This window comes from Leptolyngbya boryana PCC 6306, assembly GCF_000353285.1.
GTDB classification, from domain to species: Bacteria; Cyanobacteriota; Cyanobacteriia; order Leptolyngbyales; family Leptolyngbyaceae; genus Leptolyngbya; species Leptolyngbya boryana.
In genome coordinates this window covers 1439442-1456734 of sequence record NZ_KB731324.1, presented here as the reverse complement: position 1 = coordinate 1456734, position 17293 = coordinate 1439442, and the positions used below count along the sequence as shown (strand labels likewise).

Below are 17293 nucleotides of genomic sequence, written 5' to 3'. Positions count from 1 at the left end.
CTACCTCAATGAATGCAACGAAGATCGTGCACTCACCGCAGGCGCACGATCGAGCTTAATCATATCCCCGGATTGCGGTTGAATCTGTACCTGTTGCCCACCTTTACGAACCTCGATCGATGGTGGCTTGTAAAGGTCTTTGAACAAGTCGCGCACTTCTTCGATCGTTGCAACTCTCATGTTTTAGATCCAAAAATTAGCATGGAGCCATCGTCGCAAGCATCTCGCAGTCGGGTTGTATCCCTCAATAACAGCAGCGATTACGAAGCTGAACAGCAGCGCGAAACCTATCACGTTTGAAGGGCGAAAGTATGCACCCATAAATAGAAAAGATGTCAAGAGCAAGGAATAGCCCGTTGCTCTCCCAAAAAACCGATTCATCAATAATTCCCTCTCCCTTTCATGCTTCTTGGTAGAACTTGCCCTAGCGTTAGCTCGAAATCCCGACGATCGTTGTTATTCGCTTTCGACGGCTTCGGCGGCTCTGGCTTTTTGGGCAGTTTGCGACGGTAATTTGTCACTGGAATTGTGCGATCGATACCTGCTCGAATTTGTGTGTTCTGGGGGGCAACGATTTCGGGATAGTCGTTGACTTGCCCTTGAATCAGGATGGTATTCTCAACGCTGATTACCCGTGTTTGGTGGCTTCGGTGTCCATCATGCAACGAAACGAGATCGAACGGTCGGATCGCAAAATTGGTGGGAATCGTCGCGGAATACTCGATCGATTCCATCACATCTCGATACTTCAAATCGGTTTCTGCACCGCGCAACGCCTGACGCAGATATTTCGCATGAGGGAAGTTAAGCGAGCCAGCAGACGGATCAAACTGATCGTGTCCAGGTGTGCAGAGAATATACTCAAATTCGTCTTTCTGGAAGATATTCGGATCGCCTTCTTTCTTCTCTGGTTCTTCCTTCTCGTACAAATCTGGCAGTCTTTGAGCAACAGGAGGACGACCGTCGTTTGTGGAAAAGGTGCGACGGGAGGTGTACTCCCCGAATGCCGCACCCTGAGTTGAAGACTCCCAAGTATGCTCGATAAACGAGTCGTAATCAAGCACAATTTCTTTGAACGGACGCAAGAAACGATCGGCGATCGTCTTCTGAGACGGCAAAATCTGAATCGTTTTGTAAGTCTGGCGTTCCTCGCCCTGGGTCAAGTCGGGTAAAGGTTCTTCAGGCGTTGAGTCAGGATTGCGCGTGTTTTCAAAACTATTCGAGTAGGTGAGATGCGCGATCGCAAACATCGGCTCTGCAAAGTTCGGATTTGCCACGGGCACGATTTCGGAAGTGCCATCAGGGTTACAGCGTTTCTCATAATCGACCGGAATCGGCTCCTTGCTCGCATCTTCGTAGATTGAGCCAAACGTGATCAGTTTTTTCTGATCGACTGAGTAAATCGGAAATTGTTTAAACCGGTACAGAGACTCACGATAGATTCGATCGTTATAATCCTCGTCACTCTCGCCTGCTTCTCTCGGTCCAATAAAGTCGAGAATTTCGAGCTTATCGGATTCCTGCATGAATCTGCCCGATCGATTGCCTGTAGTGCGAGATCCCAGAATGTAGCGCGTCTTCTCATCGAACAGCGTTTCGGTGCGCTCGTAGGTCGTTAGCCCCCAGAACGAAAGCGAATCTGCAATGATTGGACCTCTCTTTCGCCCAGAGTTGCCGATCGGCGTTCCCTGCTCAGAGTCTTCCATGACTTGATCAGAGTTGAACACTGCACCGTAGACTCGACGAATCTTCAGCATTTCAATGCCGTCGTGCGTCGTAACGATCACTTCTTCTTTGGATGGTCCCGAAGTATCGATCGTCATGTTCATGTTGCGAATCAGCGGGAATGTTTCCGGTGGAAACATCGGATTCTTATCGCCGGATTTAAACGTCTTGACTTTGACTTCGCGTTTCTTCCATTTGACTTTGGGCGGGGTCTTTGCCCCTTGGGTGTCTTCGCCTGTTTCGGGGTCAGATGGCTCTGAGAATTTGCCTGTGAGTTTCACCGCTCGATACTCGACGGCGTAACCTTCAACGCCTGAAACGTTCTGGCAGTCGCCTTTGTAGCTAATCGAAATTTCAGGCACTCGATAACTCCAGTTCGCACCCGAGTTAATCGATCGCGCCCTGACTGCGATCGGACTATTGAAGTCCATCAGCGTGCCATTTTGCCGCTTTAGCTGATCTGCGACCTCAAAAAATGACGTGGTATCGCGCTGCGTGGCATCTTTGGGGACGGGAATCTCCCAATCTCCAGCCACGCTGACTGATCCAGGTGATCCACCCGTAAAGCTTGCACCCACACGACGCGCCAATGTCTGCACTGAGACAACTTCAGGCTTATTGGTGCGAATTTTGGTCTTGCCGTCTGCACCAAGTTGGCAATCGGGGTCTTGATAGCGCGGGAACAGGGGATCGCGGTACTCAGGCGGTAGTATCGTTGTCGGTTGATTGTATTTGCGTCGCTCCCACTTGCCAGCGAGAGAGATTGAAACTTCAAATTCGCGATCGGGACACTCCAACGTGTTTAAAAGTTTCTTGCTGTAGGAACTGACTGAGAAGCCCACACCCGCAAACGTGATTTCAGTGCCTTTACGAAATCGACGTGCAACTTGGCTCTCTGCCATGTCCCCCAGAACGCGCAAATTAATTGAGCCAGACGGATGAGCCTCAGCCGTCATCGACCATTGAACTTGTGCGACCACGGGCAAGCCGTAGAACAGACTGAGAATCGACGGATCAACCCAATCAGTCGGAGTTGATTCGGTTCCTCCCAAAATCACGATCGGGCTGTTCTGGGGGGTGCGAGGTTTGGGGTAAATCGTCAAAATGCCTGCATCAAAGGTAAATTGCCCTGGCTGAGGATTAGACAGGGCAAGGGTGTAGGCTTGGCTGCCGATCTGCACCGCATCGACCTGCACCAATGTTTCGGGAACGTCGATCGTGAATGGTTCATCCGTGTTCTGGGGGGTAACGGCTGTGAGGCTTGTGGGTTCTGCCGTTTGCTGAATTCCAGGCAGAACATATTGATTCTGAAAGTCAATGCGGGCTAGAGGTGCAAGGCTTTGATCAAGGTCGATTCCCCAAGCGGGCGCGCCCTTGGATGGTGGGGAAGCGGTTTCAGGGAGTTGGTCATTCAGTAATCGAAACACTATCGAATCCTCAGTCTCTTTTCCTCAAACGCGATCGAGAATCCGTCTTTGATCCAGCCCTCACTTTCTAGAAGGATTCGCCCACCTTGCGCCTTCGGTGGCTGAAAGGCTCCGACTCTCAAGCTGTAGCCGATCGTGCGATCTTCAACTTCAGGCAAGACAAAATCAAACACTCTCGTTTCTCGCTTGAATTGAGTTGTACTCGATCGCGTACAGATCGACTGCATTGTGTAGAAGAGAAAGTCTCGCTCGTCTGAGACTTTCAGTTCAAATCCGCCTTTGTAGGCACGTCTGGAGTATTGCGGGGAAGAGAGCGATCGCACGTATCCCGGCTCACTATTGGGATAGTTGATGACTGGAGTGTATTCGCCCGGAGAAACGAGCAACTTGAGGCAGGGAACGCTGTTAAACGTTTCCCAGTCGCACTCACGACCACCAACCTCATAAAGATCAGACGGGCATTCGATCAGAAGTCTTGGGAATTCAGGGGTCATTAGTCGATCGACCTCCCACGTACAACTTCAGAACCGGATCTGTTGTAGTAGCGCTTGCGTCCATCCACAGTCTTTTCGATTAGGCGGGGTGAGGGTTTGGGGGTAGTACTGCGAGATTTAGAGCCAGTGTCGCCATACATTCGAGCCAAACCTTCTTTGAAGGTACTCATCGCTGTGATGCCAAGTAGTTTTCGCGATCGCTCTCCCAGTTGAAGCAATTCATCCTGCGAGACTCCTAGCTTTTCTCGCATCTGCTTGTCAGACAGTTTTTTACCTGCAACCAAGCCTAAGAATTGCTTCAGTTTGGGGTCTTTTGCGGCTTCAGCCTCAAGTTTCTGGCGGGGTGAAGAAGCATGATCTTCACTCTGTTTCCGCTGGAACGGCTTGATCTCATCCTGCTTGCGTTTAATACCTCCAGTCTGCTCAGTCACTTCAGCGGCGAAGTTGCCCGAATCTTGGTGTAGTCCTTCTGCTGCACTGCGAAGCTCTCGAATTCCCTTCTTGATTTCACGAGACTTACGATCGCCTTGATCGGAGATCTCTTGAGCTTGCCGAAACATCTCATTCAGCTCAGGATCTTTGAGCTTCTTATCTGTGAGGCGCTCAGGTTGGCGATCGAGGTTTTTATTGATTTTTGCCGCTAGATTTTCTGCTGCGGATTGAGATCTGAATCGCGCAACGGGCATCCGTCCGGTTTTCGGATCGCGGGTTTCTCGAATTAACGATCCATCCGCACCGTGAACGACGTAAAACTGCCCTGAAGACATGCTTAGCGTGTCGAGGTCGGTTCCCGCTTTAACAGGCTTTCCGGCTGGAATATCGTAGGATTTACCTCCAATCTTGATTGGCTTGGGTTTCGATTCTTCCTTCGCATAGCTCACCTTGCCTTTTTCTAGTGGAGTCTTGTCTCGAATCGCCTTCTGAAATCCAGGGTGATCAGGATCGTGATGAATTACTGTTCCGTGTCGCCCTGAAATCTTGCCCATCAACTTGTCGGTTGCACCCTGAATTGCTTTGATTTGCGATTGTGAGTAGCCTTGATCCTTCAGGTGAGTCAAAACGTCGGATTCGAGCGCGATCGATACTCCTCTACGAGCACTTTCTCGACGAAGCTCATTCACTTTCTCTGCATACGCCTTGATTCCCTCTCCTAGCGTCTTAGGTTTAGATTGCTGCTCTCCCGACTTGCCATAGCTCACCTTGCCTTGCTGTTCCATTTGTCGCAAGTTCTCAGCCGTCGATCGCCCTTCAAATTCTCCTGAACCAATCTCAGAGCGTTGCTTCTCTTTCTTCGCGATCGACTCCACACGAGAACCTGAACTGTTGGGATCAAATTTGCGGCGTAAATGTTCGCGATACTCTGCCACGCTCATATGTGGCGGCTTCTGAATACCGAAAGGCTTCTGCTTCTCAGGTTTACCCGCTTTGATCGCCTTGACTTCTTTTGCCAGTGCCTTTGCTGCGATTGCTCTTTTCTCATCCTGACTGAGTTCTTTGCCAGATTTCTTCGCGGCATCAAGTTCACGTTTCACGGCACGGGTGATTCTGCCCTTGATTTGTGCCCGTTTGGTGGCATTGCCCTCAGATAGAGTACGGCTGTGAACCTCGATCGCTTTGCGCTTCGTTGACTGCGATTTTTGCGCCTTTGCCTCACTGCTCATGCCTAAAGCAGAGAGCAGCTGAGACTTATTCATGCGGGAATATTTCGGGACTTTTCGCGCTTTGGCTTGCTGTTTGAGAGCCTTAACGGTGGGCATGGGACGGAAGAGATTATCGATCGCATTCCGTCTTCAGGCGCGGACTGTCCTACGATTCAGGATGCCCGTTTGACCTTCCACAGTGATTGCCCTGACTGGCTCAGGTCGGTACGAATAACGCTAAACCCATAGGCTGAAAGCTCAGACCCCGAAATTGACTTGCGATCGAGCAATAATTTCACGTCCGAAGTTGGAATCAGAATTTGTTGATCGCATAAATCCGAGAGCAGTTCGATACGTTCTCTCAACTTCGCGATCGGGCTAGGTTCAGGCGGCATCACCGTGATGGTGATTGCGTTCGGATTCGTTTCAGAACGTTCTAGAACAGGTGAGACTTTGACTTCAGAGGGAACGATCGCACCCTTTAACTCAGCCAAGAACGCTTGTAGCGCGGCTTTTCCCGCTAACCGGGCTGAGTGATAGCGATCGAGCAGTTGTTTCTCTTCATGGGTTACGAATGCCAGGTTCTGATCGTCCTTTGATGGCTCAATGTCCAAATCTTTCAGGTATTTCGTGTAGAACATCGTTTTACTCAACGGCGATCCGTCCGAGTTGCGATATTCACCCGCTTCACCGTAGAGATCTTTGCAGAAGTGCCGATGAATTTGCATGGTTTCGGTCGTTCTAGAACGTTCTAGAGCTATTGTTGCATCAGAAAACGGCTGATCTCAACGGGCATCACGCCATTTTTGTTTTCTTCCTAAATGCCGCCATGATGGAATCTCTGCCATGGGCACATCAGCAAACCCAAAAACCATTGCAACTAAAATCAGCCGCCGCAAAAGATTCTTGATTGCATCTACGATCGCTAAAACATCGCGCTCAAACCGATAGTAGGCATACCACGGCACAACAATATCAGTACGAACTGCGATCGCGTTTAACCGCATGTAGTCCTGCTTGATAATTTCGAGTGTCCACGGCATGTTCTTGATATCCGCTCTAGCCCAAAAATCAAGCTGTACAGGCAAGTGCGGCTCACCATCCCAAACATATCGATCGATGTAACTTTCTCCTGTAAGCGGGTTGCTCACCATACGGATCACGATACTGGCATACTTCACCATAGTTCGGGCGGCTCCACGATTGGTTCGTGCTCTAGTAGCAGTCGCATTTCGAGAGGAATTAACCCGTGTTGGCTGCAATGCGTTGCTACAAGTAGATATGCCGCCGCAATGGTGGGAACCTCAGAAACGATCTTGAACGATTTGCCGCTGTCGAGTGTGACCTCGATCGCGATCATATCGAGCGGTGGATTCTCAGCAACCACTTGGAGATACAAGGCGCGATTCTGGATTGCTTGCTCAATCACACTCAGAGAATGCGCGATCGACTGTGCTTTGTCCCAAGTCTCTGCCTCAATGTCAGGTCCTGTCCACTGGGTTAGTTCGTCTCGATACTGTGTTCTAAATCGCTTCATCGAATTTCCTCTGGGTCGATCGGCGCAATGCAATTAGGATGACAAAATCTTGAAATAATCCCGTTTTCGAGCCAATTGCGTGGATTTCTTGGAGGAGCCGAGACGCGATTTTTGCACAGTGGACAGATGTTTCCCGGTTTCGTTCTCAACTGGCTTCGACTAGGGACGCGATCTCGCTTGCGATTTCTCATCGTCCTATCCCCAAAGCCTTGAGCGCGATCGCCCCCAGAACAATCAGAGTCGAGAGCAGTAATCCTGACAAGGTTAGTCGAGCAAGAAGAATGACGGGATATGGAGGCATAGCAACAGGTTGATTCAGATGTCTGAAAAGTACCCTGCATTTTAACTACTTGTTCAAAAATGCCCGCAATTCTTCCGCACCTTCTGAGAGTAAGAGACTCTCGAGTGTTGCTTGAGTCAGTGCCTTGACCCGCTGCAAATCCTCTGACGTGCCTTCTAGTTGCAATAGCTGTTGAGCAAGCCCATACAACGCATTCAAGTGCTTCTCATAGTTCCGTCTACCCACAAAGCGCTCTAGCACCCATTGGGGCGGAGCTTGGGGAATCTCTACAGTTGATTCCTCAGAGCTATGTCCTTTTTCGTCGCTGAACTTCTCTTTTTTGGTAACACGGGATTCTTGCACCCGTCCATAGAGATAGTCTTCAACCCATTGATAAGCCCGATCGCGCAAAGCTGCTTCTTTCGAGAGCCATTTATCCTCTAGCGCGATCCGCTTCTGCCAGTGGTTCGATCGCGCCTCGATCACGCTACTTTCGAGTTCGATCGCTCCCCACTTGTCCCAAGCTTCTGCGCGCTCTTTCCACGAAAAGCGCTTAGCAGCTTCACTCCAAGACTTCGGAATCGATTTGGCGCGATCGCGTTTTTCGGGATTCGATCGGACGATTTCATCGTTGTAGCAACCCAGAAGAGATCGCTTCTCGCCCATGAGTCGATAGTGTGTGAATCTAGCGAACCACACGTCATTCTCATTCGGTTGCTGTGCCCAAGACTGATCCACACTCAATCAAAATAGCGGTTCTTCCGACTCAGGCACGGACTTCCTTCTTTCCAGCATTCCCGATCTTGCGTCTTCTTTGGGGTTCTGGTACATAGGAAGACATTTTTGCGAGCGGAATTTCGATCACGTAGCCATTGGGGTAAGTGGCTTTGACAGTCATGCGATCGAAGGAAGTGGCAATCACCTCGATCGAGGCACGTCGATCGTTGAGTCTTGATTCAGGACAGCGAGGGCGAATGAAATCTCCAACTTTAAAGCGATGGATTATGGATCGCCTCTTCGTTTCTTGCCTGAATTGTTCAAGCATTCGTGCGCGAGCAGAGACAGGCTGGCGTGACATTTTCTGAGAACGGTTAGGGTGATTCGCTTCTATACGCAAAGCACGATCGAGACATCCGAAAAGCCCGCAACTATACCAAATCCATACATTTCGCTGTGATTGGACAGCTAAACTCTCGGTATCGAACGATAATTCTCTCGACTTTTGGATAAGATTCCTGTGCCTGTTTCAGCGCGTCGTCTGGATGCGCGATCGCGTAGTTAATCGGTTCGAGGTTAGGACAGAACAGGAATACAGTGGTTGGATCGCTGGGGTCGATCGTCATCATTGAGAAGTCGATTTTCAAAAGAGCCTCCGGAGAGCTGGCAAACCTTGTAGGTGGGGGAGTTAAGCGGATTCGGGAATTCTTAAGAAAATCCTAAGTCCTTTTTTACACAACGGTGACAATCTCTGCAATCTCAGCACTTCAAGCCCGTATTCTCAAGGCAGCGGCAAGTGGGGTCAATCGGACCCTAGACGATGTGCTTGCCGATTTGGTGCTGAATGCACCCCGCAAAACAGGGCTGCTTGCGAGTCGGTATCGGATTAGTCAACGCGCATCTCCCGAAAAGCTGTCTGGACAGGTCACAAATTCTGTCAGTTACTCTGGCGAGCAATACCCTTACAAGCTCTATTCCTCAAAGCGCTATCCAAACGGTTATCCGTCCCCTTCACTCTTTTCCCCCAGAACAACGCGAATCGGGGTACTAGCTCCCTCGGAAGTCGATATGCAAGGCGTTGAGGATCGGTTGAGGGCGAATGTTGAGCAAGCGATCGGGGAATCTTTAAGCTGATGTCGTTCCCCGTAACTATGATTCTTCTAGGGTTTTCAGTTTTGGTGTTGTCGATCGCGGCGCTGTCTTTGGCGACGAACGAAACGATTGTGGACGCGATCGCCTATCGAATCAAATGGGTGAGACATGATTAGCCTATTGGTTGGACTCTATTTGCTTGGTGGGATTCTGTTTGTGCTGCTGCGAAAAGAAGAATTCGAGCAATCCTGCCTGATGTCTGGAGCCGAGAGCGATCAAGACTGGCTGATTTGCTATCTCATTGCGATCGCGGTTTGGCTTCCTGCACTGATTGAAGAGAGGGCGATGCGATGAAGCGGCGAATTCCCGATCGGCTGACTAAGGTTGATTCTCGAGTGTCGAAGATTTTCCGACGCTTAGGATTTCTCACGACAAAACTCTACTTCCAGCCTGCAAATGGAGCGATCGAGCCTGTTGAAATCTTTGCTCACGATGACAAGGGATGGAGCCAGAAGAACTGGAAAACTGGATCAGAGGTCGCAGGTCATCGGCATTCGGTGAAGGTTTCGGCAGATTGGTGGATGGCTCAGGGATCGAGCCACGGAACCTATTCGATTCAAGTTCGAGATGATCAGCCTGTTGTGCCATGTGCGGTTGAAGGGGATACCATGACTGACGATGGAACCTATGTATCGCTGGATCTACTGGAACTAAACACTGTTGAAACAGGAGTTAACTATCAATGACCACGAATGAATGCAAGGGTTTAGCCGACCTTGAACAGGCGTTTCAACATGTCTTTGCGATTCGACAGCTTTCACAGCGAGCTAACCTGAACTCAGATACAACCCCAGAACAGACAGGGTTTAACTTGGGGCGAATCAACGTTTTGAGCGAGGACGCTACAGAATTATTGAGAGCGTATATCCACAAAGCGAGAGAGGAAGCTAAGGCAACAGAAGAAGCGAATCCGCCATCGCAACCAATTTTCAACACAACTGGCGTAACAGAAGAAGATTTAGAAGGCTTGGCAGTGGGCATCTTGCAGCCTCGCCCAGGCTTCAAGGTCACGATCGAGGGTTCATAGGAACATGGCTTCTCGATACGGCGCGCTAATCTCTCAACTGTTCGGAGACATCGAGCAACTGTTCGCCACGGAGCTAGGCTTCACGGCTGCATTTCAGGATGATTGCACTGTCCCTGGTCAGCGCTTCGGAATCTGCGACTTTACCGGATGGTCGGGCACACCAGAGGAGCGCAACGAACGCGAATCGATCAAGTTCAACTTCTGGATTGTCTCGTCTTACGAGTCGTTTGGCTCATGCCGCGATGGTTTGATTCAGTTGACGGCGGATGTACGATCGCTGATTCCTTCCGTGCCAGACAGGATTAATCAGCGGGGAATTTTGATGCAGCTAGGCTATCCAACCGAGATTAATCCGACCAAACGTGCGCCGATTACGATGCCAAATAAGCAGCAAGGGCATTTGTGGATCGGTGATATTGTTGTGCCGATGGTGGCAGAAGTCGCGATCGGGAAAACGATGTGTGGAGAGCATCGCTAGAGCAAAGCCCCCACCCAACGGGCAGAGGCTTAAACATTGGCGTACTGTTCCCAAGTCGAGAATCCGTCATGGATTAACCCGTACAGTATCGATCGGGCACTCCCAAAAATCAAGCAAAAAATCGCGTCCTGATCCCCCAGAACGCGCAGTTGGAAGGGAGCTTAGCTCCTTTCGAGTCATTCTAGTTCGCGACTCGCTCTTTAAATGCTTTTCCAGCACTGAAAGCAGGAACGCGGGTAGCAGGGATTTTCAGTGCCTCGCCTGTTTTCGGATTGCGACCTTCACGAGCTTGTCTATCTCGCGCCTCAAACGTACCAAACCCAACGATCGTGACCTTATCCCCATCGGCAACAGCACCCGCGATCGTGTCGATCGCTGCTCCCACGATCGCGTCAATATCTTTCTTTGTCCCGTCTACTTTTGCTGAGATTGCATCAATCAATTCTGCTCGATTCATTTGTTGAAATCCAATTCTGCGCTGAATTATAGTGCCGTGCTTCGGAAATGTCGATCGTGGTTAGAATATTTGGGCGATCGCATTCTTCACCAGTGGCAAGCCGCGCTCCTGAACGATGGAGGGATCAAATTCTTTGCTAGCGAGAGACCATCTCGAAAGATTAATGATACTGGGCATTGATTATCTGTTGTGTGCAGCTCAGGGATTCTCCCCGAAAGGGATTAGATACTGTGGATGGCAGAGGACGTGAGTTCGATTCTCACCATGCAACAGGCGGCAACAGTGCAGGAAGAATGTGGATCGTACCCATCACTCGGAGTTTATGGCTATGCCGACCAATGTTGACAAGTATTTTACGTTCGAGCACTTGCCGCCGCATCTACAAGAAGTGAGCAAGCCGATCGCAGAACTAGCGGAACTAATGGACAAATCCCTTCCAGATGGAGCGGAAAAATCAACAGGAATGCGAAAGCTTCTGGAAGCGAAAGACTGCTTTGTGAGAGCAAAGCTAGGCTAGGCTTTGAGGGATGTTACCGTAACTAATTACGGTAACATCTGCAACTCGGCTTTTAATGTCCTACTTCTTCAGCGATCGCTAATGATTCAGGCGGTTGCCCGACTGCTGCTAACACCACGCGATGCTGCAATTCTGCCTCTGCCTGCAATGCTCTTTCCCGCCACGGATCTACATAGAACTCCGCCAAATGTGGAGGGCTAATCTCTCTGATCTCCCCGTGCCGAGGCTCAGCCAAGTCACTCGGAACTCGTTCTAGCCGATCCAAAGTTTCGATCAGTGGGTGCATGACTCCGATCGGCGCGCCGTTCTGAATCAATTTCACCAAACCGTCTCGAATCTGCGATTGCATCTCAGCCGCAATCCGAATAATTTCATCGTTGTCTCGCATATCTGCCCTCGATCGACCCAAGCATGATAGCCGATTAAGCCGAAGTCGAGTCTTGCCCAGTTTTCAGCGATCGCGCAAGCAATTCGCTCATCTCACCCTGAGTATTCTTCCGAGAGTCGTCATAGAGAAGGACAGTATTCACCGAAGCATGTCGAGAGAGCTTTTGAACCTTACGAACATCGCCATTCGTGAGTTCTAGCGCTTCTGTAATCCCTGAGTGCCGAATTCTGTGAGGGCTAAGAATCTTCTTGATGCCCGCTTTCTCTGCCGTTTCCCTCACAATTTTGTAAATGCCGTCCCCAGTGAGGCGATGCCCCGCAGACGATCGACTGATCGAGGTGAATAGCGGTGAATCTGGCTTGACCTTCCCACGCCGTGCGAGCCATTCCGCGATCGCATCGGTGACACTTCGATCGAGCGTGACCCGCTCTTTCTGTTTTCCTCTGCCCTTGCCTAAAATCCAGAGTGAACCAGAATCAGAATCGAAGTCTGAGCAGTTGATCTTGCTAACTTCACCGCGCCGCAGGACGTTTGACCAGAGCAGCAGAAACAGTGCATAGTCTCGACATCCTTTGAGTGTAGAGCGATCGAGTAAGTTCAGAATCTTGAGGTAATTATCGCGATCGACCCCGCTGGTGTCGCGATACGCCCTTATCTTTTGACCTTGGACTTCCTCTAGACTCCACAAGCATTTCCCAACTTTTTGAGCATAAGTTACTAAAGATTTCACCGCCGCAATGCGCTGATTAATCGTCGCTTCTGCCAGTCCCTTACTAATCAGATGCGCTTTGTAGGACAAAACCAACTGAATCGCGGTGAATCGCTCCAATTCAAGGAATTCGCGGATCAGTTGAGGGGAAGGCTCTTGATTGCTGAGAACTCGGAAAAAATCTTTCAGACAACGCTCATACGCTCGACGGGTTTCGGGACTGCGTTTATCGGCAAGCAATTCTTGCAGTAGATCGCGTTCTTCGATGAGTCGGAAACTACCGAAGCTGGAGGATTGAATCAGATCGGACATACGATCGAGGGAAATGAAGCAATCGATCGCGCAATTGTACGATCGCTGTTCTCAAGATTCCCTGCTATCGTTGCTCAGCGTTGAGGATCAAGCGATGGGCGAAATGATGTGGCGGGATTTGGACGATCGCCTTCGCTTGAAGGTGTGCAGACAGTCAGAACTTACACATCCAGGTGCGCTGGAGGGATGGACTACCTATCAGTGGCTGCGACAACCAGGGCGGCGAGATGCTCTAAGGGAAGGGGAAGCGGGCAAAATCTTGCACCTGCGCGAGAAATCGCATCATCCTTGGAGAGTCTATACATCGTTTCCACAGTACAGGCGGCCTGATTTGCAGATTAAAGGTGCATCGAAGGGGTGGAGCACGTACCAGTGGCTACGGCAAGCGGGGTGGACACTGCTTGCAACCGATCAAGGGCAATCTGCCGATATTCTGGGTTTAACTCAATCCCCACAAACGATCGACCCAACTGGGCAGCCGCTAGAGCCGTCGTCCCTGAACCAATGAAAGGATCGAGAACTGCATCGCCTAATGAGTGATCGATTAGCGTTAAAGCAAGTTCTAGGGGATAGGGGCACGGATGTGCGGGGTTTGAGGTCGGTGAAAAGCGCAAAACACTCGATTTTATCGGTTTGCATTTAAGGTAGGGGCGAGATCGATTCTTCCACTTGCCGAATTGTAAAATGTACTCGTGATGATTTGCCGAAGTATCAGAGTTTGCGATCGCGCCGCTTGTACCCTTGTCCCAAATCAACGTATTGCGGTGTATCCAGCCCATTTGCCGCAAGCGATCGACAAGCTTAAACGGAATCCCTAACGTCTCTTTCTCCAGATAACCTGACTGCCTTGGACGGCGGTGCGAGTATTCTCCAGCCTTGCGCCGCTGATGCTTCCCGCGCACTGGACTGCAATTATTCATCGTGTCGTCAATCACGATCCAGCAAACCGCCCCAACCTCCAGAACCCGATAGACCTCGGCAAAGACTAGCCCGACTCGATCGAGATATTCTGCGATCGTCTGCTCATGCCCGTACTGTCCTTCATGCTCATAATTGCATTTCTGGAAATAAATCGGGCTTGTGAGACAGCAACCAATCGAGTTATCAGGCAGAGTTCTCAATTGTTCGATCGCATCACCGAGCAAAATCTGATTCAGGGGCAACATTGGGCAAGTTCTGAAAGCTAATGATTTCAAGCCTTCCCGAATCAGACTATTGATAATACAAATTTTCAAGAGTCACAGATTAGACGGGAATTTGCACAATGCAGTGCTTTGGGCATTCTGAAAACAGCAATCGGAACGCCCGCGCCACACAGACGGGATGCTACAGTTTCCCCGTTCAATTTAAATGTCTCTGATTCAGTGTTTCAGAACCATCACCCGCTGTGGAATCTTCCGCCAAGTGCGAGTCGGTGGCGTTCCAACCCTTGTTCCGATCGCGATCGCGGCTCCGCCTGAAGAAATGACCATTAACCCAAATGACCAAATCGAGAAGCGCATGGTGAAAGCCTGCGACGGTCGGAAAGTCATCGGTCTGACCTACCCCGAAGGCTCAGAGCCAGAGGTTGAAATCAAGTTTTCGGGAGCCGTGATGGAACTTGAAGCCTTGATGCACGGCAAAATCGTGGCGCAGGCAAGTGGTGCAACCGAAGTGATGGTATTTGCTGAATTCAACTCAGCCGACCCACCTGGCGCGCGTCCGTCAGGCACGATCGGCAATTCGGTGCTGGCTCAAACCGAGGCGACAAGCAAAGCACTCGTGACCTACATTGATCCTGACACAAAGCTTGCCGTGAAAGTGACGGTCAAAGATGCTTCGGACACCTTGGTAGATGACGAGTGCTCGATCGGTGCAGGAATGCTATTCACATTCAGCCCTGAACTCGAAGCGAAAGCGGTCGATATTCAAGCTTGGGTTCCTTGTTCCGTGTCGAATGCAACGATCGTCACGGCAGAACCGCTAGGACTCGTCAGCATCTTCGCTCAAGGCGTATCGTTCGATAACAAGGCTCGCTTGGTTTCGATCTGGTCGTGTTCTCGGACTGAAAGCGCACCGCTGGCAGATACCTCGGAACGGACGATCAAGCTGACGATTCTGCAAAGCCCTCAGAGCGCTTCTGGATTGGGATTTGACATTGTAGATACTTCTCTGCTCAATGCCTGCTAGATGAAAGCATCCTTTCGACTTCAGCTATCGAATGGGCGCGTCTTGTTTGTAATGGCTCCGGTGTTTGCTCGATCGCATGAGATTAGAGCCTATCACTCGGAGCTATTACAGCAGGTGCAAGATTTTCATGGCTATTACGACTCACGGACAGACTTAGTGCTGTTCGAGGAGTTCAGATATCTGTATGAGGAGGTTGCCAGCCGATTGAAGCCAAACCTTGACCCAAGCGAACTTCAATCGGTCGATCGGCATCGCTTCTTCATCTGCGAAGGCATTGTTAATCATCCCCTAACCCCAGAACAGCAAGTGCCCGACTTATCGGGGCTTGAAAAGCTCATGGGTTATCAACTTCCGACTGAATCGCCCTCGGATCAGGTTTATTTGACCAGCGGGGATGATGACGCGGATTTAGTTGCAGCGTTGCAGATGTGCTTTAAGGAAAGCGCGATCACATTAACTCGGCAGTATTCCAGATCGGATTTAATCAATATCCTGGCTCAAACTCAGAATCTGACACGGGGCGAGGAAGCACTGAAAGAGTTACAACAGCAGCGCGATCGGGAACTTTTCGAGAAGAATCGAGAAACGATAGAAGCACAGTTAGCCCAAGCAGGCGGAGTATTTTTCTGATGGCAGCCCTCAAAGTCACACTCTCAAATGGAACAGTTCTAGAAACGAATAGCCTGAACGATACAGGTTACATGCCTCTTGCTTCGGTGCTGCTAGGAAATGACGGAGCAATGCCGGATCTCAACGATCCGAGGCTGGCTCGAAACATCATGAAAAATTTAGGCGATCCAGACTATATCAAGCGATTGGCTTACGGTTTGGTGTCGCTATTTCCGGCAATCAGCGAGGATCTGGCATGGTTTGACCATCCGACGAAGCGCCCATCGTTTGGGGTGGGAATGTCGATCGCGGACTTGACAACGATTACGACTGAGGCAGGAAAGGCGCTATATGGTCAGTCGAAGCCAGTAAAACCGAATCAAGGATTTCAGCAACCCCGCAGACGGCGGTGAATCGGGATAGAGACCAGCACTGCGACTTGCGGAAAATCCCGTGAGTCGCTTTTTTGTGGGCATTAAAAACCTGCCTCAAGAATGAGGCAGGGAGAAGACTTTACGATGGCGTTAGCCGTTTAGACAAACCAGAAACGATATCGGAATCACCTTACTGAGTTTATCTAGGTGCTGTTCAACTTGGTCAGTCGGAAACATGCCAACATACGAAACGACGTTATCGACATCATGCGAGCTTCGACCAATCCATCTTGATCCGGCTGGATATCCTAGAGCATCGATCGCCAATTCAACATCAGCCTGAATAAGCGCATCTTCTGAATCCTTCTCATAGTCCACATAGATCACAGTTTGACCGGGCTTGGGTGATTCTAGTTCAGGACAAAGAAACCCTTGGGCATCCGTCCAAACAGGTGTGCCTGGAATCGTCCAGTCATGTACAGAAACTTGTAGTGGGTGAAGTTGACTAGCGTTCATTTTGCCCTCCTGTATAGAAAACACAATCCCATCGATTACCCTGAAACCATCGAACTTCCTTGATTCTGCGACCTCTAGCAAGTTGTTCGCACTTTCTTCTTGCGTCCTTAATTGTTCCAGCGATCACAGGTTCCGTTTCATGTGGTCCACCCAGATACCGAGCTTCTTCCTCCGGATCTTCAATCCGATCGTAGTGACGCTGCGATTTGGGGTTGTTGCCCTGCCAAACATAATAGGCAAGACCTCCAACTACCGCAACACCAACAAGAACGCATCCAACCCCCGTGGCACACGCCGCAGGAGCAACTAAAGCGGGGTTTGATCTTGCTTCCCTCGGCTGAAATGTGACCGCACTAAGTGAGAGGGTTAATGCGATCGCGATTTTTCCTTTGCTTCTAATCATCAAGTGTGATTTCTCCTCTGAAACCTTTTGCCAAATCTTCGAGGGTAATCTTGAGCAACAAGCAAAGTTTGAGTGTCTGATCCGGATCGAGACTGGGATTAGAAACGCCTTTCTCCCAATTGCTGATCGTTTGCGGTCTAACCTTTAACTCTTGTGCAATTTGAGCCTGAGTTACACCTGCAATATCACGACGCAATTTAAGCCATTGAGAAAAAGAAAGTTTCATCGCAACCACTTGAACACCAGTGGTTAACATACTACGCTCCTTGGACTACCCCAACTGTTTTAATGCTTTAACCAAAACTAGCACATAATTCGGGTTTAATTGGTAAACCCCAAATATTTGGATAAAATAAGGCAGT

Annotated in this window: 26 protein-coding genes; 9 read left to right on the top strand and 17 right to left on the bottom strand. The window is 50.0% G+C overall.

The window, feature by feature from the left end; genetic code table 11:
- From LEPBO_RS0107170 to LEPBO_RS0107115, 10 genes are all read right to left on the bottom strand, one after another.
- The gene (locus tag LEPBO_RS0107170; RefSeq protein WP_017286864.1) at positions 1-180 is read right to left on the bottom strand and encodes a hypothetical protein; all 180 of its coding nucleotides are present in this window, start codon (positions 178-180) and stop codon (positions 1-3) included.
- 200 nt (positions 181-380) lie between these two features.
- Entirely contained in the window at positions 381-3152 is a 2772-nt protein-coding gene (locus LEPBO_RS0107165; RefSeq protein WP_017286863.1) for a hypothetical protein, read from the bottom strand.
- Positions 3152-3646 carry a hypothetical protein gene (locus LEPBO_RS0107160; protein ID WP_017286862.1) on the bottom strand — a complete coding sequence of 165 codons (495 nt, stop codon included), beginning with the start codon at positions 3644-3646 and terminating at the stop codon, positions 3152-3154. Before LEPBO_RS0107160 ends, LEPBO_RS0107165 begins: the two co-directional genes overlap by 1 nt.
- The gene (locus tag LEPBO_RS0107155; RefSeq protein ID WP_144056166.1) at positions 3646-5340 is read right to left on the bottom strand and encodes a hypothetical protein; all 1695 of its coding nucleotides are present in this window, start codon (positions 5338-5340) and stop codon (positions 3646-3648) included. Before LEPBO_RS0107155 ends, LEPBO_RS0107160 begins: the two co-directional genes overlap by 1 nt.
- 119 nt (positions 5341-5459) lie before the next feature.
- Positions 5460-6014: a hypothetical protein gene (locus tag LEPBO_RS0107150; protein WP_017286860.1), complete on the bottom strand. Its 555-nt coding sequence runs from the start codon at positions 6012-6014 to the stop codon at positions 5460-5462.
- A 57-nt stretch (positions 6015-6071) separates the two neighbouring features.
- Complete coding sequence (locus LEPBO_RS0107145; RefSeq protein WP_017286859.1) at positions 6072-6470, bottom strand: hypothetical protein; 399 nt, start codon at positions 6468-6470, stop codon at positions 6072-6074.
- Positions 6464-6823: a hypothetical protein gene (locus tag LEPBO_RS0107140; RefSeq protein ID WP_017286858.1), complete on the bottom strand. Its 360-nt coding sequence runs from the start codon at positions 6821-6823 to the stop codon at positions 6464-6466. The genes LEPBO_RS0107145 and LEPBO_RS0107140 overlap by 7 nt, the downstream gene beginning before the upstream one ends.
- Positions 6824-7169: 346 nt before the next feature.
- A complete protein-coding gene (locus LEPBO_RS0107125; RefSeq protein WP_017286855.1) occupies positions 7170-7841 on the bottom strand; it encodes a hypothetical protein in 672 nt (223 codons plus the stop codon).
- Positions 7842-7869: 28 nt separating this feature from the next.
- Positions 7870-8181 carry a hypothetical protein gene (locus LEPBO_RS0107120; RefSeq protein WP_017286854.1) on the bottom strand — a complete coding sequence of 104 codons (312 nt, stop codon included), beginning with the start codon at positions 8179-8181 and terminating at the stop codon, positions 7870-7872.
- A gap of 70 nt (positions 8182-8251) precedes the next feature.
- The gene (locus LEPBO_RS0107115) at positions 8252-8467 is read right to left on the bottom strand and encodes a hypothetical protein (RefSeq protein ID WP_144056165.1); all 216 of its coding nucleotides are present in this window, start codon (positions 8465-8467) and stop codon (positions 8252-8254) included.
- A gap of 94 nt (positions 8468-8561) precedes the next feature.
- Here LEPBO_RS0107115 and LEPBO_RS0107110 point away from each other — a divergent pair, with 94 nt between their 5' ends.
- The 5 genes from LEPBO_RS0107110 to LEPBO_RS0107085 all read left to right on the top strand — a co-directional run bounded on the left by LEPBO_RS0107110 (position 8562) and on the right by LEPBO_RS0107085 (position 10477).
- Entirely contained in the window at positions 8562-8954 is a 393-nt protein-coding gene (locus tag LEPBO_RS0107110; RefSeq protein WP_017286853.1) for a hypothetical protein, read from the top strand.
- Between the two features lie 126 nt (positions 8955-9080).
- The gene (locus LEPBO_RS0107100; protein ID WP_017286851.1) at positions 9081-9266 is read left to right on the top strand and encodes a hypothetical protein; all 186 of its coding nucleotides are present in this window, start codon (positions 9081-9083) and stop codon (positions 9264-9266) included.
- Positions 9263-9658, top strand: a complete 396-nt coding sequence (locus tag LEPBO_RS0107095) for a hypothetical protein (RefSeq protein ID WP_017286850.1) — start codon at positions 9263-9265, stop codon at positions 9656-9658. Before LEPBO_RS0107100 ends, LEPBO_RS0107095 begins: the two co-directional genes overlap by 4 nt.
- A complete protein-coding gene (locus LEPBO_RS0107090) occupies positions 9655-9999 on the top strand; it encodes a hypothetical protein (protein ID WP_017286849.1) in 345 nt (114 codons plus the stop codon). The genes LEPBO_RS0107095 and LEPBO_RS0107090 overlap by 4 nt, the downstream gene beginning before the upstream one ends.
- 4 nt (positions 10000-10003) lie before the next feature.
- Positions 10004-10477 (top strand): hypothetical protein, encoded by a 474-nt coding sequence (locus LEPBO_RS0107085; protein WP_017286848.1) that lies wholly within the window; start codon positions 10004-10006, stop codon positions 10475-10477.
- 181 nt (positions 10478-10658) lie between these two features.
- Here the strand turns inward: LEPBO_RS0107085 and LEPBO_RS0107080 are convergent, their stop codons facing one another.
- A complete protein-coding gene (locus tag LEPBO_RS0107080) occupies positions 10659-10934 on the bottom strand; it encodes an HU family DNA-binding protein (protein WP_017286847.1) in 276 nt (91 codons plus the stop codon).
- A 328-nt stretch (positions 10935-11262) separates the two neighbouring features.
- Here LEPBO_RS0107080 and LEPBO_RS0107070 point away from each other — a divergent pair, with 328 nt between their 5' ends.
- Positions 11263-11451, top strand: coding sequence for a hypothetical protein (locus tag LEPBO_RS0107070; RefSeq protein WP_017286845.1), 189 nt, complete (start codon positions 11263-11265; stop codon positions 11449-11451).
- Between the two features lie 52 nt (positions 11452-11503).
- Here LEPBO_RS0107070 and LEPBO_RS0107065 read toward each other — a convergent pair whose 3' ends face one another.
- The 3 genes from LEPBO_RS0107065 to LEPBO_RS39825 all read right to left on the bottom strand — a co-directional run bounded on the left by LEPBO_RS0107065 (position 11504) and on the right by LEPBO_RS39825 (position 14026).
- Positions 11504-11839 carry a hypothetical protein gene (locus LEPBO_RS0107065; RefSeq protein WP_017286844.1) on the bottom strand — a complete coding sequence of 112 codons (336 nt, stop codon included), beginning with the start codon at positions 11837-11839 and terminating at the stop codon, positions 11504-11506.
- 34 nt (positions 11840-11873) lie between these two features.
- Complete coding sequence (locus LEPBO_RS0107060; protein ID WP_017286843.1) at positions 11874-12860, bottom strand: tyrosine-type recombinase/integrase; 987 nt, start codon at positions 12858-12860, stop codon at positions 11874-11876.
- A gap of 338 nt (positions 12861-13198) precedes the next feature.
- Positions 13199-14026, bottom strand: coding sequence for a DNA-methyltransferase (locus tag LEPBO_RS39825; protein WP_017286842.1), 828 nt, complete (start codon positions 14024-14026; stop codon positions 13199-13201).
- Positions 14027-14210: 184 nt separating this feature from the next.
- On the opposite strand from LEPBO_RS39825, the gene LEPBO_RS0107050 reads away from it, so the two are divergent.
- From LEPBO_RS0107050 to LEPBO_RS0107040, 3 genes are read left to right on the top strand one after another with little or no spacing between them, the layout of a single operon-like run.
- Entirely contained in the window at positions 14211-15029 is an 819-nt protein-coding gene (locus tag LEPBO_RS0107050; RefSeq protein ID WP_017286841.1) for a hypothetical protein, read from the top strand.
- Positions 15030-15659, top strand: a complete 630-nt coding sequence (locus LEPBO_RS0107045) for a hypothetical protein (protein ID WP_017286840.1) — start codon at positions 15030-15032, stop codon at positions 15657-15659.
- The gene (locus tag LEPBO_RS0107040) at positions 15659-16051 is read left to right on the top strand and encodes a hypothetical protein (RefSeq protein WP_017286839.1); all 393 of its coding nucleotides are present in this window, start codon (positions 15659-15661) and stop codon (positions 16049-16051) included. The genes LEPBO_RS0107045 and LEPBO_RS0107040 overlap by 1 nt, the downstream gene beginning before the upstream one ends.
- Before the next feature lie 111 nt (positions 16052-16162).
- Here the strand turns inward: LEPBO_RS0107040 and LEPBO_RS0107035 are convergent, their stop codons facing one another.
- The 3 genes from LEPBO_RS0107035 to LEPBO_RS0107025 are packed head-to-tail and all read right to left on the bottom strand — an operon-like array spanning position 16163 to position 17187.
- A complete protein-coding gene (locus tag LEPBO_RS0107035; protein WP_017286838.1) occupies positions 16163-16528 on the bottom strand; it encodes a hypothetical protein in 366 nt (121 codons plus the stop codon).
- Positions 16518-16931 carry a hypothetical protein gene (locus LEPBO_RS39820; RefSeq protein ID WP_017286837.1) on the bottom strand — a complete coding sequence of 138 codons (414 nt, stop codon included), beginning with the start codon at positions 16929-16931 and terminating at the stop codon, positions 16518-16520. The genes LEPBO_RS0107035 and LEPBO_RS39820 overlap by 11 nt, the downstream gene beginning before the upstream one ends.
- Positions 16924-17187: a helix-turn-helix transcriptional regulator gene (locus LEPBO_RS0107025; protein ID WP_017286836.1), complete on the bottom strand. Its 264-nt coding sequence runs from the start codon at positions 17185-17187 to the stop codon at positions 16924-16926. The genes LEPBO_RS39820 and LEPBO_RS0107025 overlap by 8 nt, the downstream gene beginning before the upstream one ends.
- Positions 17188-17293: the final 106 nt, after the last annotated feature.